General features: G+C 67.7%; 11 protein-coding genes. All 11 read right to left on the reverse strand.

The genetic code is table 11. The features are described 5' to 3' along the window. Window positions 1–364: FAD-binding protein (locus tag PUT80_RS38890; RefSeq protein ID WP_275295114.1), on the reverse strand; the 364-nt coding region annotated here is incomplete at its 3' end. A 799-nt stretch (window positions 365–1163) separates the two neighbouring features. Then, a complete protein-coding gene (locus tag PUT80_RS38895) occupies window positions 1164–2105 on the reverse strand; it encodes a hypothetical protein (RefSeq protein ID WP_158714590.1) in 942 nt (313 codons plus the stop codon). Between the two features lie 72 nt (window positions 2106–2177). Then, window positions 2178–2858 (reverse strand): HAD family phosphatase, encoded by a 681-nt coding sequence (locus PUT80_RS38900; protein WP_037820786.1) that lies wholly within the window; start codon window positions 2856–2858, stop codon window positions 2178–2180. A 556-nt stretch (window positions 2859–3414) separates the two neighbouring features. Continuing rightward, on the reverse strand, window positions 3415–3915 hold the full coding sequence (locus PUT80_RS38905) for a heme-binding protein (protein ID WP_037820787.1): 501 nt from the start codon (window positions 3913–3915) through the stop codon (window positions 3415–3417). 54 nt (window positions 3916–3969) lie between these two features. Further along, on the reverse strand, window positions 3970–4398 hold the full coding sequence (locus PUT80_RS38910; RefSeq protein WP_051729830.1) for a helix-turn-helix transcriptional regulator: 429 nt from the start codon (window positions 4396–4398) through the stop codon (window positions 3970–3972). Window positions 4399–4451: 53 nt separating this feature from the next. Further along, entirely contained in the window at window positions 4452–5948 is a 1497-nt protein-coding gene (locus PUT80_RS38915; protein WP_275295115.1) for an aldehyde dehydrogenase family protein, read from the reverse strand. A 392-nt stretch (window positions 5949–6340) separates the two neighbouring features. Then, entirely contained in the window at window positions 6341–7600 is a 1260-nt protein-coding gene (locus tag PUT80_RS38920) for an MFS transporter (protein ID WP_037813514.1), read from the reverse strand. Continuing rightward, the gene (locus PUT80_RS38925) at window positions 7597–8463 is read right to left on the reverse strand and encodes an endonuclease/exonuclease/phosphatase family protein (protein ID WP_158714489.1); all 867 of its coding nucleotides are present in this window, start codon (window positions 8461–8463) and stop codon (window positions 7597–7599) included. Before PUT80_RS38925 ends, PUT80_RS38920 begins: the two co-directional genes overlap by 4 nt. Before the next feature lie 196 nt (window positions 8464–8659). Then, window positions 8660–9865 (reverse strand): histidine kinase, encoded by a 1206-nt coding sequence (locus tag PUT80_RS38930; protein ID WP_051728987.1) that lies wholly within the window; start codon window positions 9863–9865, stop codon window positions 8660–8662. A gap of 404 nt (window positions 9866–10269) precedes the next feature. After that, window positions 10270–12495 (reverse strand): hypothetical protein, encoded by a 2226-nt coding sequence (locus PUT80_RS38935; protein WP_275295116.1) that lies wholly within the window; start codon window positions 12493–12495, stop codon window positions 10270–10272. A 145-nt stretch (window positions 12496–12640) separates the two neighbouring features. Next, on the reverse strand, window positions 12641–14422 hold the full coding sequence (locus PUT80_RS38940; protein ID WP_158714490.1) for an Ig-like domain-containing protein: 1782 nt from the start codon (window positions 14420–14422) through the stop codon (window positions 12641–12643). Window positions 14423–14871: the final 449 nt, after the last annotated feature.

Consider the following 14871-nt stretch of genomic DNA (forward strand, 5'->3'; position numbering starts at 1 on the left):
TGCCGTGCGTGCCGGTGGAAATCGCGCCCGCGATGGTCTGCGCGTCGATGTCGCCGAGGTTCGTCATGGCCAGCCCGAGCGCGTCGAGAGCGGCGTTCAGGGTGCGCAAAGTAGTGCCGGAACGGACCGTGACCTGCTGGTTTTCCAGGTCGGCGCGTTCGATGCCGGTCCACGCGGTCAGGTCGAGCGCGTCGGAATCAGCGGCGGCGATCGCGGTGAACGAATGCCCGCTGCCCCACGCGCGGACGCGGCGCCCGGCGTCGGCGACCCCGGCCACGACCTCGGCGATCTCGGGCGTGCTGCGCGGCCGGTGCACCCGCTGCGGGGTGGCCTTGGCCGTTCCGGCCCAGTTGCTCCACGTCATTGCGGCACCTGTTCTTCGCTGGAAGGTTCCCACCATAGATGAATGATATTCGCGTATCAATCGATGGTGCCGCACCGTTGCGGCACAACGCAGGCGAGACTCGCGTATCCATGAAGAATTGCACTACCGCCAGTTGACAATTTCACGTTCGCCTTCAGAACGTCCTGATTACGAGGTGTTCAGCGTGGACAGACCTTCCCGCCCGTCTTCCTGCCGCACTCGGATTCTCCGGCCCAGCACGCACTTCGCCCATTGTCGCTCGCACCGCGAAGACAACTGTCCGGTCGTGCGGACGACCTAGCGCTCAGGAGAGCCGGTGCCTGCGCTCCGCGGCAAGCAAGCCGACCCCGGCCTTCTTCATCGCCGATTTTGTTCAGCAGGGCGCAAGCAGCGAGTGTCGGCGCCGAGGCCGCCCGCACGTCGCATCCGCACAAGATTACCGGTGCCCGCGCGTTAATTCCGTTGACAGTGCGGAGGTGCTCCCACATCGTGGCGTCCAGCAGGAAGCCAAGGCGTTCGTCGTGGATCGGGAGCTGAACGCGATCGTGTCGCGCGGGCGATTCGAAGTGCCCTCCGCGCGTCCTCGTCGGCGAACATCCCGGACCAGCAACGCCAGGGCCGTCAGGAGAAAGCAAGCATGGTGAATCCAGTGCGTGCGAGAACCGAACGCGGTGGGTGAAGCGCGACGAGGCCGCGCTTCACCCACCGCTTGCCGATCAACTGCCGGAGGACTCAGCATGCCCGACGCCGGGACGGCGCCAGCGTGTCCGCCGACAGAGCTGCTAACCGGCCGGGAACCTCACTGAGCGTCCGCGGCCGGCGTGCCCGGGCGGCACTCGACATGCCCGAGGTTGACCCGCTCGCTGCCGAAGCCTGCCGAGACGGCGTCGACCGAGATGCCCCCGCCGTCCAGCTGGGTCACCGTATTCTTCTTGACGCTGAACGGCTTCCCGTTGGCTTCGAGGTTCAGGGGCGATTCCAGGTCGATCGGCGCGCGGTCGAGAACCTTCCCGACGCCCGGCAGCGTGACCGTGAGAGTGGCTTTCACCCCCGTCGCGGCCGCGGTCGGCTTGGCGCCGGACGGACCGGCCTGACAGCTCGCATCGAGTGCCGTCAGGGAAAGCGAGACGTCGGCTTTCGTGTTGAACCCCACGAACTCGGCCGCGGTCCGGAGGACGGGGCCAACCACGGGAAGCGCGCTGATGATGCCGCCGAGTTCCGCCTTCGCGTCGAGCGTCGCGGAGCCACCGCTGACTTTCGCCGTCGAGACGCCGGTGGCCGGGTCTGCTGTCGTGGCGACCTTCAGCAACGCGAGGTTGCCGTCGACCTTGAGAAACGTCCCCGAACCGATGTTGAACTCCTTGTTTCCGGCCAGTGCGTTGGTCGGAGCCGTGGCGGCGGGGTCGGAGGCCGGCGGCCGCGGCGACGCCGCCGACACGTACTTCGTCGACAGCACCTGCCCGACGATGTCGCCCTGCCCTCCGAGGACGTACCCGTAGGAGCTGGGAGCGACTGGTTCCTGGGCGGCGGCATTGGCCAGACCGGCCGTGCCGACGGCTCCGGCGAACCCGACCACGCCCACCGTCGCGGAGAGCGCGGCAATCCTTGTGAATCTCATGCGTACAGTCCTTACGTCACTCGGACGGAATTTGACGACCCGCTGTGCGAACCTCCCCAGCTTGGTCGGAAAACATATTGCCGATTTCACGTCGAAAACGGCAAGTAAATTCCAGAAGATCATCCTTTTAGCCAATGAATAAATCAGCGGCGAGCAGTGAAATAATCACGTTCGCCGATGACCGCGAGCATTACGTCAGGGGGCGATACCCATGCGCGCGGACCTGTCCCGGAGCGGCCTGTTGATCAGGTCGTCAGCTTGCCGTCCGACGAGCGAATCCCACAGTTCGTCGACCGCGTCCGAGGGCAGCGGACGGTAGAACGGGGCCCCGATGACCCACATCCCGGCACTTCGCGCCGATGCCGCACCGGTCTGGCTGTCCTCAACGGCGACGCAGTCGGTCGGATCGACGCCGAGCAGGCCGGCCGCGCGCACGTACGCTTCCGGTGCGGGCTTTCCCTCCGCTACCTCGTCGCCGCTCACGACAACCGCGAAGAAGCCGAACCCCACGTCCCGCAGCACCCGGTCGACCACCACGCGGTAGGACATCGTGACGAGACCGACCCGGATTCCAGCCGCGACCAGTGCCGCCAGGAGGTCGCGCGCGCCATCTCGCCACGGCACCGATTCCCGGAGCCTGGCCACGACCCCGGCCACGATGTCCTCGATGACGACCTCCGAGGGCACGTCGAGGCCCGCCGCCCGGACGAGCGCGGCGAGCGTCTCCATCGACGATCCGATGGCCGCGATCCGGGCCTCCTCGCTCAACGTCAAGCCGTGCGCGCCCAGCAGTTCGCCGGCGACCTCGAGATAGAGCTCTTCCGTGTCGATCAGCGTTCCGTCGAGGTCGAGGAGGACCGCTCGGGGCAGGGTCATGCGGGCACCGTCACTTCGTCGTCGAATGCGTTTGCACCGGCATCGCGGTCCGCGCGCCGAAAGGGCACCCGCCTGCCCCATGGCGGGTGCCCGCTCCCGTCGCGACACGTCCCCATTTCGCGAGGGAGTCGACACCCGGCCGGCGCACGGGAGGGGCCTGCATACGCCGACCGGGCTGCTGTGAGAACGGGAAGTGCTGCCGCTGTGAATGCTCAGGCCCCGAACCGGGGACGGGGCATTCTTGCCACAGCTTTACGCGCAGTCTGCACGACGTGAAGCGGCATGTCACCACCCGAAGAAATCCAGTGTATTTTTCCCGCCCGCCCCGAGACATTATTCATGGCCAACGAAGGAGAATTCACGATCCGCGCGAAAGCTGGAAGGTGCTATGGCCGTATCTTCCCGCCCGCTCCGGCGGCGGTCGCGAGGGCGCTGCCGCGCCGTCCTCAGGTCCTGTCGCTGGGCGAGGCCACCGCGCCACTGGGCGTACGCAGCGAACAAGCTCTGCGGCGCCGAGACGGCCCGGCCGGGCACGTGACCGGCAGTCCGAGGAAAACTACACCTGCTGGTCGAAATTTCTCAGGGAGGCAACCGCCGATCGCGCGACCGCGACGTCTTGCCGCCAGGTTCCGCCGGAAACGCCAAGAGCCCCCAGGTGCCGCCCTTTCAGCGAAATCGGTTCTCCCCCGGGCAACGGCACGAATCGCTCCAGGGCCATGAGGTCGCGGGAAACGACGAGATCGTGCGGAAGCATCTCGGACCAGTCCGAGGTGGAGCGCCCGGTCCTCCCCGCGGTGTACGCCTTGTCCTGCGAAAGAAGGCAGGTGTACAGGGGCGCCTCCGGTTGCCGCTCGAAGTAGAGAAGATCGGCGCGCGAGTCGACGACAGCGAAGCTGAACGCCACGCCCAGGTCCCGAGCCTCCGCCTTCGCCACGTCGATCAGGACCGAAAGCCAATCGTAATCGGGGTATTCACCGACTGGTTCCGGCATGATCAGGACCCGTGAACCTGTCCGGCACCCGAAGAAAACACCATGATCCTTCCGATCGTCCGTCATATCCTCGCCGGACGCGCCGGCTTCGGTCGCCTCGTCGCTCCCGAGGGCCGCGAATCACCGCAGGATGTCCCATTCATGGGCGATGTGCACGGCGTGCGAACGATTCCGCGCACCCATTTTGGCCAAGACCTTGCGCACGTGGGCCTTGATCGTGTCGACGGACAAGCCCAGTTCCCGGGCGATCGACTGATTGTCCCCGCCGACGGCGATCAACGCCACGATCTGCCGCTCGCGCACGGAGAGCCCTTGCGCAGCCGCCTTTGCCTGCCGACGGGAGCCGGTGATCGAGTAGCGCGGGATCTGGCTGGGCCCGCCGTGATGCGGCTCGACGGACAGGCCCGCCGAATGGAGCGCGTTCGCCGCGACCGCCGCAGCCTCGCCGGCAACCAGATAAGCGGCGACGAAGCCGCCCGGCGATTCTGTGCCAGGCGCCGTTTCCAGCAGCGCCGGACCAAAATTCTTCGTGTCTTCTCGGAGCCGCACCCTGATCTCTCCTCACCGCTCGGCTTCCGGCCTGCGTCGGTCTCGTGTCCTTCTCAGCGCTTGCCGTGCAGGACGGTGACCAGCTTGGCGACCAGCGCGTCCGTGGATTCCTTGCGGGAGAAGGACGTGAGCGTGAGCGGCGCGGTGAACCGCTGCCGGGCCACCGCTTTCGGGCGGGCGAACTCGCGCAGCCCTTCCGGGCCGTGGATCCGGCCGAACCCGGAGTCGCCGACGCCGCCGAAGGGCAGCGACGCGATGCCGGCGAACGACAGCGGCGCGTTCACCGCGGTCATCCCCGCGCGCAGCCGCGACGCCAGCTCGGCACCGCGCGCCCGGGAGAACACCGTGGAACCGAGGCCGTACTTGGTCGCGTTGGCCTTCTCCACCGCCTCGTCCATGTCGCGGACCCTGGCGATCGTGACGGTTGGGCCGAACGTCTCCTCGCGCACCGCCTCGGAGTCCTCCGGGACGTCCACCAGCACGGTCGGCTGCACGTAGCGGTCGCCGACGCTCTCCACGCCGCCGACCAGCGCCTTCCCGCCCCGCTTCAGCGCGTCCTCGATGTGACCGCGGATCACCGACAGCTGCGAGGGCATAGTGATCGGCCCGTACTGCGCGTCCTCGTCCGAGCCGGCGCGCACGTTCTTCGCCTTCGCCACCACCTTGGCGACGAACTCGTCGGCCACGCGTTCGTGCACGTAGACGCGCTCGACACCGATGCAGGTCTGGCCGGAGTTGGAGAACGCGCCCCACACGGTGGCGTCAGCCGCCGCCTCGAGGTCCGCGTCCGTGTCGACCAGCAGCGCGTCCTTGCCGCCCGCCTCGATCACCACCGGGGTCAGCGTGTTCGCGGCCGCGGCCATGATCTTCTTGCCGGTAGCCGCCGAGCCGGTGAACGCGATCTTGTCCACGCCGGAGCCGACCAGCGCGGCCCCTGTCTCGCCGAAGCCGGTGATCAGCTGCAGCACCGGCTGCTCCGGCACGATCTCAGCGAACGCGTCCACCAGCCACTTCCCCACACCGGGGGTGTACTCGCTCGGCTTGAAGACCACCGCGTTGCCCGCGGCCAGCGCGTACGCGATCGAGCCGAGCGGGGTGAACACCGGGTAGTTCCAAGGCCCGATCACGCCAACAACGCCCAACGGCACATACTCGACCGAGGCCGTGTGGTTCACCGTCAACAAACCAGGCGTGCGACGCTGCTTGCCGAGCACCTTGCGGGCATGCTTCCCCGCCCACGCGATGTGCTCAATCGCCAGCACACTCTCCAGTTGCGCGTCCGCGATCGGCTTGCCGGTCTCCTCGCGCACCACCTGACACAACTGCGGCAACCGCCGCGTCAGCACGCCCTTCCAGCGCCGCAACCGCTCCGCGCGCCCGGCGAAACCGAGACCGTCCCACCAGCGCGCAGCCGCCCTCGCCCGCTCGACAGCGGCGCTGACCTGCTCGGCCGTGTGCACCGGGTAGGTGCCGACGACCTCGCCAGTCGCCGGATCGAGCGAATCGAACGTCTCGCCGACCTGCGCCGCATTCGGCTGAACCGCGGTCATCGGCACCTCCCCATTTCAGTGAACCCCCAGATTACGAGCTTGCCAGCACACTGCCAACATTTCCCCGACTCCCCGAACGCCCCGCCCCGCCCCGACCAGCGATTCAGCTTTCGCGACAAGAAAAGTGAGGCAAAATTTCATCATCGTCGCAGGGGAAAATTCCCGGCTGAATCGCGGTCGAACCTCCTGCGGGGAAAGACCGCGAAAGGCACCCGCCCGGTTCGCTTCTGCCGCCCGTCGAACCGCCGGTCCCGAGCGCTCAGCTCCCCGATCGGAGAAAAGCGCTTTTCCGCCCACAGGCGTAATAACAGGCTGCCCGCATCGGCGCGCCCTGTCACTTCCTCGGGAAAACTCGTGAATATTTCATGCCCGGCACGGCTCCGAGCCGGAATTCAGGACACGCTCCGGATCGGCAGCACACACGCCGCGGCGGCCAATCCGGTGACCGCGGAGGCGAGGAACAGCGAAGGAAAACCGCCTTGGGAGGTGATGAGGACTCCGCCGATAGCCGCGGCGACGATCGCCGGCAGCGCGCTCGCGAGCTGCAGCACGCCGAGATCCTTGCCGCGGTCTTCAGAGCGGGGCAGCACCTGCGTCACGAGGGCCTGGTCGACGGAAAGGTAAGCGCCGTAACCGATTCCGAGCAGCGACGCGCCCGCGATCGCGGCAGGCATGGTCGGCACGAAAGCGAGGACCAGCGCGGCCGCGCCCTGGATGGCCGAAGACCACACGACCACCCGTTTGCGCTTTCCGCTGCGGTCCGAAGAGCGGCCCACCGGGATCGCGACCACGACGATTCCGGCCGTGTAACACACCATCAGGATCAAAGTGCCGAAGTCGGGATCGACGTGCACCGCGTCTTTTAGATACTGGTAAAGGAAGATCTGCGCGAGCGCGTTCGACAGATTGATCAGCGACCGCTGCCCGCACGCCCAAGCGAAATCCGGGCTGCGCAGCGGCGCGAAGATGCCGACGACGATCGCGCCGAGCGCCAGCGGAGGACGTTCCGCTCGCCGCAACGGTGTTCCGCGGACGCGGAGGCCGAACGGGAGCACGCACAGCAACAGCAGCAAGGCCAATCCGACGTAGGCGTCGAGGATTCCGGTGAACAGAAAGGTCACCACGGCGACCCCGAGCAGCGGCCCGACCGCGGTGCCCACCGCGTAATAGCCGGAAACCCTGCCCCGCTGGTTGACCGGCACGTCGTCGGGCACCGCCGCGGAAAGCGCGACCATGACGGCGGAAGAGCCCGCCGTGAAGAGCGCCCATCCGACGACAACCCCCACGATGCCGTGTTGCAAGCCCTGGAACACGAACGCGACAGCGGACAGCACGGCGCCGTAGAGGATCCACACCTGCCTGCGGCCGGTGCGGTGCAGGGTGCGGTCGGACAGCGCCCCGACCAGAATCGAAGCGACCACGGTCACCACCGCGGCGCAGCCGTTGGCCCAGCTCTGCGCGACCACCGCGGCGTTCCCCTCGCCCGCGATCGCGTTGGTCTGCCGCGGCAGCAAGATCTGCTGCGTGCCGTAGTTGGCGAGGAACAGCCCCAGGTTCGCGATCGACCAGCAGAGCGTCCAAGCTCGAGTGACCGGACGTACCGGTTCGTCCAAAGCGGACCGGCCGCCTGGCGCCGCCACGCCCGCGGTCACGCCGGCCCCAAGGTCACGTTCGCCAGCACCGGAAAGTGGTCGCTCGCGGGCCGGCGAGGCCGGAACGGGACGGTACAGGTGGTGATGCTCGGGACCGGCCGCAGGCCGTTCTCGTTGATCGACCCCACGTAGTCCAGCACATTGCGGTAGCCCGGCTGGGATCGCGCCACGAAGCGGTTGCTTGCGCTGTCGAACGTGTGCTCGTGCATGTCGCCGTCCGGTTCGAGACGGCCGCCGACCGCCGCGGCCGCGTCGGCCAGGTCCTGGCCGCGATCGCCGGGAACGCCGCGCGCGTCCGCCGCGTAGTACTCGACGTTCAGATCCCCGGCCAGCAGAACGGGCGCCTCCGGCGGTGCCGTCCTGGCGACGAACTCGCGCAGCTCTTTCAGCTGTTCCAACCGCACCGCACGGGTCGCGGACACCGGCGTGGGCGGCTCGTCGGCCTGCAGATGGGTCGCGGCCAGCCACACCCGGCCGTCCGGGGTGTCCAGCTCCACCAGCGCGACTCCCTTCGCGCACAACGCGTCCTGGGTTTTCCGCTGGACCGCGCTGTACAGATGCTGGCCGCACCATCGGAACGGGTACCGGCTCAGCACCCGGACTCCGCCGCCCACCAGCGTTCGCACCGGCGAGACCCGGGGCACCGTCCCGACCCAGCCACGACGGCCCCGCAGCGCGCCGATTTGGGGCGACGCGTGATAACCGCGCCGTTTCAGCCGCGAGACCAGCCGTCCGGCGGCCGACAGCGCGAATGCCTCGTTCAGCACGATGATGTCCGGATCGACGGCACGCACGGCGTCGACGGCCCAGCCCGCCCGGCGCCAGCCGCGAGGCGAAGCCGAGATGAAAGGGAGCTGCAGCACGTTGAATGTCAGTAGACGAAGCATGGAATGCACGCCTCCTGCCTTGCTCGAAGGGCGGCCCCGCACTGGGCCGCAGAACCACACCGTAGATAGAATGTGAATCTGATTCAAGTTTTTCGGTGCGCGATACCCCTGCGGGTGAGCCCGGCGTGTGCTCGACGTCAAGCGCCAGGCGGAAAGCGCGCCCGGTCCGCGCTCATTCGTGAGCTGTCCCGTTGTCCGGTGCCGGGCCGTTCGCCGGAAGTGTCACGCGAAGCACGAAACGGTCGCCGGCGCTTTCCGCACCGTACGTCCCGCCGATCCGCTCGACCCGCTCGGCGATGCCGCCCAGCCCGTGCCCCGGCGCCGCCGACTCCGAGGAGAGCAGGCCGTCGTTGCCGATCATGAACTCGAACTGGTCCCCTGTCCGGACCAGCTCCAGCGTGCAGTTCACGGGCTGGCTGTGGCGCAGGATGTTCGTCACGGCTTCCCGGAGCACCCAAGCCAGCACTTCGGCGACAGCGCCCTCGGGTTGTTCGCCGATCCTGATCTGGCAGACGGCTCCGCGCGACTCCAGCAGGTCGATCGCCGCGGCGAGTTCGGCGTCCAGGTCGGCGACCAGGGTGCCGTGCGCGATGCTGCGCATCTCCTGCAGGGTTTGCCGGGCCAGCCGATGCGCGGCCCGGCTTTCCCGTTCGGCCTGCCTGCGGTCCCCGGCCGCCAGCCGCTCCGCGAGTTCCGTGCGCAGCATGATCGACACGAGATTGTGGCCGAGCCGGTCGTGCAGATCCCGGGAAATCCGGGTGCGTTCCTGATGCAGGGTCAGCCGCGCGATCTCGGCGTTCGCCGCCGCCAGTTCGACCGTGCGGATCGCGAGCCAGGACGTGGCCCGCACGCCGACCGCACCGACGATCCCGACGACGATCCCCTGCACGACCGCGTAATCGTCCGGCCTCGACGCTTCGGGCATCGACCACCACCAGAGCAGTCCGATCGTGAAAAGACCGATCCCGGCGATGACCGCCCAGACCCACTCGCTGCGGACCAGGACGAGCAAGAGCAGACCGACCATGAAGATGGAACCCGCGGGGCTCTGCACATCGTGAAAAGCGATCGTGACGCCCGCCGCGATCAGCGTGCTCGGCACGGTCAGCGGCCAGGTCTGCCGGAACGGCATCCCGGCGGCGCGAAACACCAGCCCGTGCAGGCAGATCAGCGTTTGCAGCAAGGTCAGCACGGCATACCAGGCGGACAGCGGAAGGTCGGCGGTCTCCGACAGAACCTTCGCCGTGCCCGGCGCGACGACTCCGCCGATGACGACCCCGACGATCCCGGCCCCGGCAAGCAAAAACGCCCGGCCGCCGATGCGAACGGTCCGCCAGTAACGAGTCCTGCCCAGCACCGGCCACGGGAAGCGGTTCACCTGGTGTCCTGTCCCCCTCCGCCTGCCTTCACCGGAGCGCGATGCTAACCGCGCCGCGGGCGTCCCCACGAATCGGATCATCCGTTCGGGTGGCAGGAACCAGCTGAAGACACGCCGCTCGGCACCGCTGATGTCGGGTCCGGCATGACCCTCACGCGGGAGCGACGGCGCTGACCGGCACCACGATTCACCCGTGCCTTCGGCGGCGAGGAAGGGTTCGCCTGCTGCCGGGACACCTCCGGAGGAATCAGCGGCGAGCACGGGGATCCGGGCACGACCGCCTGACCGGCGGCCCGCGTCGCTCCCCAGGGGGCAGGAGAACACACCAGCCGCGCAAGAGCGAATACCCGGACACCGCAGCGGAGCCGCCGGTTGCCGCCAAGCCGCCCCGCGCGGCGGGTCCGCTATTTCGTCAGGAACGAAAAGTTCCAGAGGTTGTCCAGGAACACCTGTGCGTCAGGCTTGTCGTTCTGTGCCTTGGTGCGCATGAAGACGGCGCCGAGCCGATCGGACAGAGGAGTCTTCTGCCACTGCGGGCCGATCCAGTAATTCAGGTAATAGCCCGGCCCGGCCACGGCACCGTTCGCCGACCAGAAGCCGTTGCGCGGGTCGCGCACGTAATCGAGGACGGAGGTCGAAGCCCCGCCGGTCCACGCCGACCCCGCGTCGTCCGAACCGGACAGCATGACCGCGAGCTGCAGGTTCCGGCTCCGCAGCCATTCCGGGCTGAGACTGCCGGCAGACGACTCCCGGCTCGCGAGGCCGCCGAGGTCGATCGTGGACCGGTCGGCCTCGTAGGGCAGCACGCCGGAGTCGCCGATCGCGATCGCACCGCCGGGCAGCTTGGTCTCGCGGATCGTCTCGCCGACTTCCTGATGCGCCATGATCCGGTACCGATAGGCCAGCAGGTTCGTCGTCTCCGCGGAATTCCCGAAACCGAGCACCGCGGCCAGCCCGATCGCGCCCAACAGGGCGGCCCCGGCGATCTTCCGGACACCGCCGGCGTACAGGGCGATCGCCACGATGCCGGCGCCTACCCAGACATCCGTCGTCAGGTTTCCCGGATCCCAGGCCACCGCGGCGCCGGCCGCGACGGCGACCGCGATCAGAGCCAGGAGCGCGGACCGGTCCGGCTCGCGCGGGCCGGAGAGGCGAATCCGCCGGCTCAGCACGACCAGCACCACCGGGAACAGCAGCTGCCAGTAGAAGCGGTGCCCGGGGTCCATCACCAGCATCGACGGCCGGTAGAGACCGAGAACGACGACGGCCGAGGTCGCCGCGAGCAGTACCGGCACCGCGTCCCGCAGCAGATCCGGGCGCGCCAGAATCGACGTCTTGGCGCTCCTCCGGTAAAGCGCGACCCCCATTGCCAGGCCGAGCACGATCGGCAGCAGGATCGGCCCCACCACGGGCATCGCGTCCAGGATCTTCGTCGGCAGCGGAATGTCGCCGGCGACCTTCTTGTAATAGGGATTGGGGAAGAACGACCCGAAGTACCACCATCGGGCACACCAGTAAACCGCCCAGCCGGCCAGCACCGCGATCGCGCCGCGCCGGTTTCCCCGGCTCCGGTCGATCAGCAGCGACCAGCCGATCGCGACCGCGGCCAGCGCGATTCCCTCCGGCCGGCTCAGCGCGACCGCGCCGGCGACCGCGAAACCGGTGCGCCCCAGCCCGCCCCGCCGGTAGACGATCGCGTACAGCCAGCCGATCAGCAGCGCGAAAGAGGCGGTCTCCAGGCCCATGAACAATTGAAGAAAGAAGATCGGGCTGGCCAAAGCGACCGCCAGCAGCACGAATTCCTGGACCCGCGGCAGTCCGGCCCGGCGCACCACCACTATGTAACCCACCGCGAGCGCGACCGAAACGATCTTGAAGAACAGTTCGGCGGACATGCCCAGCAATGCCGGGATGATCGACAGGAACGCGTAAAGCGGATTGCTGTACCCCTCGACCGGCGGACCGTCGGCGTTCCAGCCCCAGACCCCGTGCTCGATCAGGTTTTCCCCGTACCGCCAGGTGATGAACGAATCGTCGATCGTCACCCGGAAGAACAGGAACGCCAGGACCAGCGCCACCAGGCCGAGCATCGCATAGCCCAGCCGCCACAAGCCCATTCCCTGGGAAGCGTCGTCCTCCGCCGGGCTCTCCGGTGCGGATTCTGCTTCGTCGTCCTGTTCGGCCGCGTCGTGCTCCCGCCACGCGCGCAACGCCTCCGGGGCACCGGCCCCCGTCACCGACTCCTGGTCGACGGGTACGAACTCGGTGACTCCGTCCAGCCGGATGACGGCGATCTTCCGGTTCAGCGCGTCGCCGACCGCGAGCAATCTGGCGCCCGGCCCGCATTCGCGGAACGCGGTCCAAGCCGCGATCGGCTGGCCGAACACCTGCGGGGTGTCCTCGTCGTCGCCGTACACCGCGAAAGCGGCCGCCGGATTGTCCGGCGCGAGCGCGAAAAACCCGGCCAGCCGAGCGGAATCGCCGGCACTCGCCCAGCTGTCGGCCAACTCGGCCATCAAATCCCCGCTGACCACCGCCGTGGCGGCGGCCGAGGACGGCGCGGGACCGGAAGACTCCGGCTGTTCGGGGGCGCCGGTCTGGCCGGACGCCGGATTACCCGTTGCGGACATGTTTTCTCCAGGGACTTTCCAAACGGAGGCCGGTCGGAAAGTCCGGCCGGAACGAAGCGATGTGGCCGTAACCACGGCAGACTCCCGACCACGGTTACGGCCACATCGGCGGAACTTCATTTAATGGGAGGAGATTTCCTCGGCGTTACTGCTTTACCTCGGCCGTCAGCGGAGTGGTGTATCCGCCGACCTTGGCTTCGCCGCCAGTCTTGGTGCCCGCCGTCACGTCCTGGTTCGCTTCGGACGTGACAGTGACCTTGAACGTGAGCGCCTTGACGCCCTGCAGCTTGTCGGCGGACGGCATCGGCACCGTCAGCGTCTTGCCGTCGGGGCTGACGACAGACTCCTCACCGAGCCAAACACCCTCGCCGACGGGAGTGTTGTTCGCGCCGAAGAACCGGTAGGAAGCCTCCTTTTTGAAGGTGAAACCTTCCGGAGCCGTCAGGACCATTTTCTGTCCCGCGAGCTTGGCGAAGTCGCCGTCCTTCGGCGTGAAGCTCACGTCAAGGGCGCCCTTCTCGCCCGCCTTGAGGGCAGGCGCCAAAGTCTGGCTGAGTTCCGGCTTCTCGACGCCGACGTTCTTCGGGTCCGAGGCCTTGCCCTCGCCGCTGCCGTCCTTCGGCTTCGCGACGACCTTGATCTGCGTGGCGCCGCCGAGGTCCGCGGGAAGCTTGATCTTGGCCTGCCCGTTGGCGATCGTGACCGGACCGGCGAGCACCTTGCCGTTCTGGTCGACCGCGCTCACCTGATTGCCGTCGGCCCCGGTCACCGTCAGTTCGTCGCCCGCCTTCACGTCGCCGGCCGGCGAGGTGATCACGGGCTTGTCGACTACCGGCTTCGGCTCGTCGGCCGACTTGATGTTGACGAACAGCGACCGCGACTTGGCGGGCTTGCCGCCGTTGTCGGATTCGGAGGTGGCCACGATCTGGTGCCCCGAGCCCGCCTTCAGGTCATCCGGCAACTTGATCTTGAAGTAGCCGTTGGCATCGACCTTTACGTTGGGATTCTCCCTCGGCGCGCCGTCCACTTCCAACCGGATCGTGGTACCCGGGTCGGCCTTCCCGGTCAGCTCGCCGCCCTCGTTGACTTCCACGCTCGCGGCCGAGGTCGACCACTGCGGGGCGTTCGGCGAGTCCGGCGGCTTGACCGGCAAGACCGCGACACCTGTCTCGGTCGTGTTGAAGATGAACATGTTGCTCAGCGCGACGTTGCCGCCGACGTTGATGTCCGTCGCCTGCTTCTTCTTGACGGTGAACTCGCAAGTGGCGCGAACCCTCGACTGGAAGAATTTCGAAATGGCGTTGTCGTTGCCGCCGGTCGGCAGCGCCGCCGCCTTGGACAGCAGGTTCCGGACCTGGGCGACCAGCCCGCCGATGTCGACCGGCTCGTAGTTGGTGCCCCCCTCCGCCTTGCCCAGGGCCGTCTTGCCGTCGCGGTCGCCGTAGTCTTCGCACTTCACGCCGTCCAGAGTCAGGCTGGGCGTCTGAGAAGCGAAGATCTTCAGCACGTCCTGAAGGCCGTTGACATTCCCGTTGGCCTTGTCGGACTGGAACTGGCTCCAGATGTTCCACAGATCCCACTCGACCGCGACGGTAGCTTTTTCGCCCGGCACCCCGTAACCGCCCTTGGCGTTCGTGGTGATGTGCATCCGGGCCGGCACGTTGTTCAGAGGAGTCAGTTCCGTCCAGCCGTCCGGGCCGCGGCCGGCCGCCGAGGCGACATTCGGCACGATCGCGCCGCCGATCGTCGCGGCACTCAGCGCGGTGAGGACGGCCGCGCGAGCGGCAGTTTTCATTCCCCTGCGCTTCCGTTCTTTATTCGTCATAGGTATATCCCACCCGTAATCTCGGAACCCCCACTCCGCGGGGGATTGCAATAATTCTGACCAGGCCCGCCGTTCCCGACAAGCAAAACCGGAAATCGCCACTCACTTGGGGTGTACCAGAATCACCGGGCCGGCCGTGAAGCTTTCACGTCGCCCCTGGTCCGGATCCGGTTTTCGGCGAAACCGCGAAGCGCGTTTCCGGTCGCCTCGCCGCGACCCGCCGGAGCCAGTCAGGCTGCCCGCGGCCAGGAATCCGTCCGACTCTCCTCGGCCGCCAACCCGCTCTGCCACGACTATATCCGCACAGATCTGCCGGCCGCTCCGCGAACCAGCGAACGCCCCGACCGGGCCGTCCACCGCCGCGCAGAAGGAGAAGAGGCCGGGATTCACTCCGCTTCGGACTCCTGGGAGATCGCTCACCGGCCGTTAGTGCAACTATTCACCGGCATTCCGTGAAATTTTTCATCTTTCCCAGGAATTGACACCGCACATACGCGTGTTACCCAACGGTGACAGAATCCGAACGCGCTCGTCGAATGGGAAACGGAGCA

Source organism: Amycolatopsis sp. La24 (assembly GCF_029087445.1).
Taxonomy (GTDB): Bacteria; Actinomycetota; Actinomycetes; order Mycobacteriales; family Pseudonocardiaceae; genus Amycolatopsis; species Amycolatopsis nivea.

Bases quoted from the DNA above. Each gene is read 5' to 3' on its own strand.
- PUT80_RS38895 (WP_158714590.1), bottom strand. From the start codon at position 2,105: ATGATCTTCTGGAATTTACTTGCCGTTTTCGACGTGAAATCGGCAATA.
- PUT80_RS38900 (WP_037820786.1), bottom strand. From the start codon at position 2,858: ATGACCCTGCCCCGAGCGGTCCTCCTCGACCTCGACGGAACGCTGATC.
- PUT80_RS38905 (WP_037820787.1), bottom strand. From the start codon at position 3,915: ATGACGGACGATCGGAAGGATCATGGTGTTTTCTTCGGGTGCCGGACA.
- PUT80_RS38915 (WP_275295115.1), bottom strand. From the start codon at position 5,948: ATGACCGCGGTTCAGCCGAATGCGGCGCAGGTCGGCGAGACGTTCGAT.
- PUT80_RS38935 (WP_275295116.1), bottom strand. From the start codon at position 12,495: ATGTCCGCAACGGGTAATCCGGCGTCCGGCCAGACCGGCGCCCCCGAA.